Origin of the sequence: Streptomyces sp. SID9727, from assembly GCF_010550605.1 — a bacterium.
In the GTDB taxonomy this organism is placed as follows: domain Bacteria; phylum Actinomycetota; class Actinomycetes; order Streptomycetales; family Streptomycetaceae; genus Streptomyces.
Window position 1 is genome coordinate 25,697 of the sequence record NZ_JAAGNI010000002.1, and the last position, 6,301, is coordinate 31,997.

The 6,301-nt window shown below is 70.0% G+C and carries 7 protein-coding genes; 1 reads left to right on the forward strand and 6 read right to left on the reverse strand.

Translation table 11 applies throughout. The features are described from left to right. Window positions 1–2 precede the first annotated feature (2 nt). The 5 genes from G3I41_RS00245 to G3I41_RS00265 form a co-directional block, all read right to left on the reverse strand. Window positions 3–860 carry a carbohydrate ABC transporter permease gene (locus G3I41_RS00245; RefSeq protein ID WP_164398254.1) on the reverse strand — a complete coding sequence of 286 codons (858 nt, stop codon included), beginning with the start codon at window positions 858–860 and terminating at the stop codon, window positions 3–5. A gap of 1 nt (window position 861) precedes the next feature. Then, complete coding sequence (locus G3I41_RS00250) at window positions 862–1,800, reverse strand: sugar ABC transporter permease (protein WP_164398255.1); 939 nt, start codon at window positions 1,798–1,800, stop codon at window positions 862–864. Further along, window positions 1,797–3,089, reverse strand: a complete 1,293-nt coding sequence (locus G3I41_RS00255) for an extracellular solute-binding protein (RefSeq protein WP_164398256.1) — start codon at window positions 3,087–3,089, stop codon at window positions 1,797–1,799. Before G3I41_RS00255 ends, G3I41_RS00250 begins: the two co-directional genes overlap by 4 nt. 90 nt (window positions 3,090–3,179) lie before the next feature. Then, window positions 3,180–4,199 (reverse strand): LacI family DNA-binding transcriptional regulator, encoded by a 1,020-nt coding sequence (locus G3I41_RS00260; protein ID WP_164398257.1) that lies wholly within the window; start codon window positions 4,197–4,199, stop codon window positions 3,180–3,182. A 124-nt stretch (window positions 4,200–4,323) separates the two neighbouring features. Beyond that, window positions 4,324–5,004 (reverse strand): ScbR family autoregulator-binding transcription factor, encoded by a 681-nt coding sequence (locus G3I41_RS00265; protein ID WP_343242020.1) that lies wholly within the window; start codon window positions 5,002–5,004, stop codon window positions 4,324–4,326. Between the two features lie 390 nt (window positions 5,005–5,394). Here G3I41_RS00265 and G3I41_RS00270 point away from each other — a divergent pair, with 390 nt between their 5' ends. Beyond that, window positions 5,395–6,075, forward strand: coding sequence for an HAD family phosphatase (locus tag G3I41_RS00270; protein WP_164398258.1), 681 nt, complete (start codon window positions 5,395–5,397; stop codon window positions 6,073–6,075). 9 nt (window positions 6,076–6,084) lie between these two features. Here G3I41_RS00270 and G3I41_RS00275 read toward each other — a convergent pair. Beyond that, window positions 6,085–6,301 (reverse strand): DAK2 domain-containing protein (locus G3I41_RS00275; RefSeq protein ID WP_164398259.1); only part of this gene is annotated, 217 nt, incomplete at its 5' end.

Here is a 6,301-nt window from a genome sequence, read left to right on the forward strand (position 1 = left end):
GATTAGCCCTTTACTCCGGAATCGATGTCGGTAGAGGTGAAGTGGCGCTGGAACAGGAGGAACAGGACCACCGCGGGGAGGGCCAGCACACAGGCGCCGGCCAGCAGGGCACCGGCCGGGTTGGCCACCGTGCCCTGAAGGTTGGAGAGGAAGCTCGCGAGCGAGACGGCCAGCGGCTGCATGTCCGCGTTCTTGGTGACGAGGAACGGCCACAGGAACTCGTTCCACGGACCGATGAACGTCAGCAGCAGCGCGGTCAGCACGGCCGGGCGGGCCATCGGCAGCGCGATCTTCCACAGAATGCGCAGCTCGCTCGCGCCGTCGATTCGGGCCGCCTCGAAGAGCGACTGCGGCATCTGCGCGAAGAACTGGCGGAACAGGAACACGGCCGTCGAGTTGATCGCGAACGGCAGGATCATGCCCAGGTAGTTGTCGCCGAGTCCGTAGTCGCGGACGACGAGCACGTACAGCGGCAGCGTCAGCAGCTGGAACGGGACCATCTGCACGAGCAGGAGGGCCGCGAAGACCGCCCCCTTGCCCCGGAAGCGCAGCTGCGCCAGTGCGTACCCGGCGAGCACCCCGAAGACCAGCGTGCAGATCAGCACCCCGATGGTCATGATCCCCGAGTTGAGCAGGGACCGGCCCAGCGAGATCGCGCTGTTGACCGCCGCGTAGTTGTCACCGGTCAGCCCGGACGGGACCGCCGCCGACAGATCACCGACGGTCTGCCCGCGCAGCGAGCCGACGATCATGTAGTAGAAGGGGAACAGGAAGGCGACGGCGCCCAGCGACAGCAGCACGTAGCGGACGGCGCTGCCCGCGGCGAAGCGGCGGGCGGGCCTGCGGGTGGTGGCGCTCATGTCAGTCGCCCCTCTCGGTGAGCTTGCGGGCGGCGATCGACACGACCATCACGAAGGCGACGAGAACGACGCCGAGTGCGGCCGCGAAGTCGGGATGCCCCTGCTCGATGCCCTTCTGGTACATCAGCAGGACGGGCGAGGTCGACGCGTGGTCGGGGCCACCGCCGCCGGTCAGCAGATACGGCTCGCTGAACAGGTTGGCGCCGGTGATGATCGCGTAGATCACGACGAGCGTCGTCGCCGGCCGTACCCCCGGCACCGTCACCGAGAAGAACTGCCGCACCTTGCCCGCGCCGTCCATGGCGGACGCCTCGTACAGCTCCCTGCCGACGTTCTGCAGCGACGCCAGGTACAGCATCACGAAGAAGCCGAGCTGCTTCCAGGTCACGAACACGGCGATCATCGGCATCGCGAGATGCGAGTTGACCAGCCACGACGGGTCCGGGGCGTGCGAGCCGAGCAGGTGGTTGACGAACCCGTCCGAGCCGAAGAGGAACTGCCATACGGCGACCAGGGCCACGCTCGCCGTCACATACGGCACGTAGAACGCGGCGCGGAAGAACCCGCGCCCCCGGATCTTCGAGTTCAGCGCCGCCGCCAGCACGAGCGAGAGGCCCACCGTCAGCGGCACGTTGATGACGAGGAAGATCAGGATGTTGAGGAACGCCTGCCCGACGACCGGGTCCGTGAACACGTCCCGGTAGTTCGACAGACCCACCCACGGCGAGTCGATGTCCGTGCCCGGCGCGGTGAAGTAGAAGCGGTGGAAGGAGATCCACACCGTGTAGACCAGCGGGACCGCGAAGACCACCACGACGAACAGCACGTACGGCGACACGAACAGAGCACCGGCCCGCGACAGACCACGCCGCCCCCTGCCGCGCGGGGCGCGGCCACTCGTGCGTACGGCGCCGGGCGCCGCGTCCAGGTTCACGCTCATGACGGGTCCCCGTACTCGTTCAGCAGGCCGGTGATCTCGGACGACGCCTTGCGCAGCCCCGCGCCCGTGGACTCGCGGCCGAACACGACCGACTTCGTCCACTCGTCGCGGAACGCCTGCCAGATGTCGATGGAGCCCGGTACGTTCGGCACCTCGACGACGCGTTCCGCCTGGTCGGCGAACGCCTTGTACGTCGGGTTCTTCGCGAAGTAGCCGGGATACTTCGCCGTCAGGTCCTCGCGCATCGGCATCTGGCCGGTGGCGTCCAGGAACTTCCCGTCCTGGGCGGCGGAGGTCGCGAACTTCAGCACGTCCCAGGCGGTGCCCCGGTTCTCGCAGGCGCTGAACATCGCCGCGGACTTCTCGTCGCTGAAGGAGTGCTTGCCGCTCCCGCCGTCGGCGGTCGGCACCGGAGCCACACCGATGTCCACACTGTCCTTGTACGCGGCCACCGCCCACGGGCCCACGGTCGCCATGGCGGCCTTGCCGTCGTTGAGCGAGTCGCCCGGATACTGCTCCTGGGGCGCCAGCTTCTCCGCGTACAGGGTGCGCCAGAACGCCGCGACCCGCCGGCCCGCAGCCGAGTCGAACTGCGGCTTGCCGTCCTCGATCAGCTGCTTGCCGCCGCTCTGTGCGGCGAACGCCGGATAGAAGTCGTACCAGGGCTGGAAGAAGTCACTGCTCGGCGAGGGCCATATCGCCGCCTTGGCGGCACCGCTGTGCACGAGCGTCCGGGAGGTTGCGAGGAATTCCTTGTACGTGGCCAGCTTCGGGTGCTCGGGATCGAGACCGGCCTTCGCGAACAGCTTCTTGTTGTAGAGGATCATGACCGGATTGCTCTTCCACGGCAGTTGGTAGAACTCGCCGTCGGTGGAGCGGTACTGGTCGGTGAGCGAGCCGCCGCGTTCGGCGATGTACTTCTCGCCGTCCGGGAAGTCGCTGAGAGAGACGAGACCGTTCTGCTTCTGGAACGTCGGCACCGCAGCCGGTGAGGTGTTGAAAGCGAGACAGGCCGTCGTCCCCGCGATGATCGAGGCGCTGATGGCCTCCTCGGAGGTCTTGCCGGCCGGGATCTGCTGCGCGGTGACGTGCTGGTCGGGATGGGCCTCGTTCCACGCGGCGACCATCGCCCTGCCCCACCGCACCTCCTGCGCGTTGTTGGATAGCCAGACCTTGATCGGGCCGCGCGCCGTGGCGGCGGTGGCCGGATCGGGAGCCGACCGGCCGCAGGCCGTCGCCGTGCCCGCGAGAGCGAGCACGAGCAGCGCGTACGCCGTTCTCCTCAGCATGAATTGATCTCCGAACTGTTCACGCGCGGCCTCGTCGCCGCGCGGAATTCCCGGTCGGCGCGAGCCCGACCGGTTGATTGCCGTGCTACGTCACCGGCGGGGCGCCGGGCCCATCGACGCGCGGGGCACGAACTGTGCCGGTGCCAGCCGCACATGGTCGGCGGCGCCCTCGGCGATGACCGCGTCGAGCGCTCGGGCCGCCGCCTCGCCCCAGCCCCGGGCATCGGCACGGGCCGAGGCGAGCGGCGGATAGCTGTACCGCGTCAGGGGCGCGTCGTCGTAGCCGACCAGCGACAACTGGTCGGGCACCCGGACACCCAGCTCCTGGGCGACCGAGAGACCGGCCATCGCGGCGAGGTCGTTGCCGTAGACGATCGCGGTCGGCGGCTCGGCCGAGGCCAGCAGCTGCCTGGTCGCCAGCGCGCCGCCCTCGGGCGTGAACCCGCCGGGAAACACGGGGGCTTCGGGCAGCCCGAGCGCGCGCAGCGTCTGCTCCCACGCGGTCCGGCGCCGATGGGCGTGCAGCAGTTCCTGCGGCCCTTCGACATGGGCGATGCGCCGGTGGCCCAGCTCCGCGAGGTGGCGGACGGCGGCCGTGTACGCCGGCTCGTCGTCCAGACTCACCGCCGTCAGGCCGTCGCCCCACTCGGGCTGGCCGACCACGACGGCCGGCAGACCGAGCTCCCGCAACAGCGCGGGACGCGGATCGTCACGGCGCAGGTCGGTGAGGAGGACGCCGTCCACCTGCTGCTCCGATGCGAGACGCCGGTAGACGCCCTGCTCGTTCTCCGGCGAGGTCACGTGGATCATGAGCCCGTCGCCGCGCTGCCCGATCACGGCCTCGACCCCGGCGATGAACGCCGGGAAGAAGGGGTCGGCACCGACCTGCTCCGCGTCCCGGGCGAGGACGAGCCCGAAGGCGCCGGCCTTGCCGAGGGAGAGGGCCCTGGCCTGACGGCTGGGGGTCCAGCCGAGCTCCCGGCTCGCGTCGAGGATCCGCTGCTTCGTCTCCTCGGCGACACCGGGCCGGTCGTTCAGAGCGAAGGAGACCGTGGCGCGTGAGACACCGGCCCGCCGGGCGACATCCGCGATGGTGGGCTTGCGTGCCATGTGCCTGGACCTTCTTGCCGACGGGTCGAAGACGAGCGCCTTCAAACCGGTTTGACTGCTCGAACGAGGACAACCAAACCGGTTTGGAAGAAGGGCGTCAAGAGGCCGGAGCCTGTGATGCCCGTCACCGGGCAGGGGGCGGGGCGACCCCGTGACCGCCCTGCGAGGCCTCCGCCTGCGCGGGGATCCGGGCGCGGGCCCGGATGATCAGTCCCGCCGGATCGGGCTTCGCCTGGAGCGAGGTGAGGGCCATCCGCCACCACTCCTCGAGCCGCTCCGTCCCACTCCACCTGCCCGGCATCTCGTCGGTCAGGGCGCAGTGCCCGTAGAACCCGCACACCAGCGCCACGGCCGCCGCCGACGGCTCGACTCCGTCCGCGAGTTCGCCCCGGGCCCGGGCCTGGGCGAGGAGCCGGGCGCAGGCCAGCGCCCAGGCGCCGAACGGTGTCGGCACGGGCGCCCCGATGGTGCGGCGCTCCGCCCACAGCCGCGCGCCGGCCCGCGCAACGACGTCCTCGCTGAGGGTCTGGGCGACACGGAAGCTGAGCGCGACCAGCTTCTCCAGCGGGGGGATGCCGGGTGCGGCGTACGCGGCGGTGAGCTGCGGCCAGGTGGCGAACTGCTCGCGGACGACGGCGAGAGCGAGCTTTTCCTTGCTGGAGTAATGGAAGTAGATCGCGCCGCTGGTCTTTCCCGAGTGGTCACTTATGTCATTGACGCTCGTGCCCGTATATCCCCGTTCTACGAATAGATGTGCCGCCGATTCCAGCAGCACTTTTCGGGTTGCGCGCGCCCTGTCCTGCACGTGTTCCACCTTCGCTCATATGTGCTAGCGCCGCGATGCGAAGGCCCGTCACATCCCGTGGTGAGGGGCGTAGTCGCATCGCGCGACGATCCTATTATTCATCGCCCGGGTGGCGCAGTCGGCCGGTAATTCTTCATATGTTCCGGTGCACTCGAATTGGTGATTGCGAAATTCGGGGCCGCGGAAATAACGTAATGGTCATGATGTTTCGGACGGCCTGACCCCCGGGGTCGTACGTCCGCCGCGGCGAGCCCAGCGGAATCGACCTGGCCGCCGCGTACACGGAGCGGCGCCCGCGTCCGATTCCTTCCTTTCACAGGCGTGCCATCAGGCACATGTCTGCGCCTTCGTACCTCACCGGTCGGCGCAGCCTCCGAGAACGGCGGTTACATGACAGCTCATCGCATCCTTTCCTGGTCCCCGTCCGCCATCGTCTTCGACTGCGACGGCACCCTGATGGATACGGAAAGGCACTGGCAGGAAGCCCGCACCATCACGTTCCGGTTCTTCGGACTCACCCCGCCGGCCGGTTTCGCCGACCGCGCGAAAGGCGTGCACTACATCGAGTGCGGCGCCCTGATGGCTCAGGAGACCGGGAAGCCGGACCTCGCCGGAGACTTCGCCGACACCCTCCTGAGCACCTTCACGGCACTGGTCGAGGAGGACCCGGTCACCATGCCCGGCGCCGCCTCGCTGGTCCGGCTGGCCGCCCGCCACCGCCCCCTCGCGGTGGCCAGCAACTGCCCCCGGTCCACGGTCGAGTCGTGCCTCGACCGGGCCGGGCTCCTCCGCTGCTTCCAGCATGTCGTGGTCGCCGGCGAGGAGGTACGGCCGAAGCCCGAGCCGGACCTCTACCGGGCGGCCGCCCGTCTCTGCGGCGTACCGCCCGAGGAGGCCCTGGCCGTGGAGGACTCGCTGACCGGCATGGAGTCGGCGCGCCGGGCGGGCCTCCGTGTGATCGGCCTCGGGACGCGCCCGCCGGACCCCGACGGTGAGCAGGCCGACCTGTGGGTCACCAGCCTGGCCGACCCGGAACTGCTCAGCTGGGCCCGCAGTCGCCTCGGCCCCTGACGGGCGGTCTCAGCCGCCCGGCCGGCGGGCGGGCCGGTCACCGGCGAGGTGGGGCGCCAGCGTCCGCACCGTGCCGGCCGCGGACGCGAAGAACAGCGCCATGCCCACGGCCCCCGGGTCCGGGACGCCGGTGGCCCGCTCACCCAGGTAGCTGGCCCGCCCCATGCGGGCCACCTGGGAGGCGGTCTCCCGTACCCCCCGCCACGCCTCGTCCGCGGCGGCGGCC

Coding starts and splice junctions, on each gene's coding strand:
- G3I41_RS00255 (WP_164398256.1), bottom strand. CDS start 3,089: ATGCTGAGGAGAACGGCGTACGCGCTGCTCGTGCTCGCTCTCGCGGGC.
- G3I41_RS00260 (WP_164398257.1), bottom strand. CDS start 4,199: ATGGCACGCAAGCCCACCATCGCGGATGTCGCCCGGCGGGCCGGTGTC.
- G3I41_RS00250 (WP_164398255.1), bottom strand. CDS start 1,800: ATGAGCGTGAACCTGGACGCGGCGCCCGGCGCCGTACGCACGAGTGGC.
- G3I41_RS00245 (WP_164398254.1), bottom strand. CDS start 860: ATGAGCGCCACCACCCGCAGGCCCGCCCGCCGCTTCGCCGCGGGCAGC.
- G3I41_RS00270 (WP_164398258.1), top strand. CDS start 5,395: ATGACAGCTCATCGCATCCTTTCCTGGTCCCCGTCCGCCATCGTCTTC.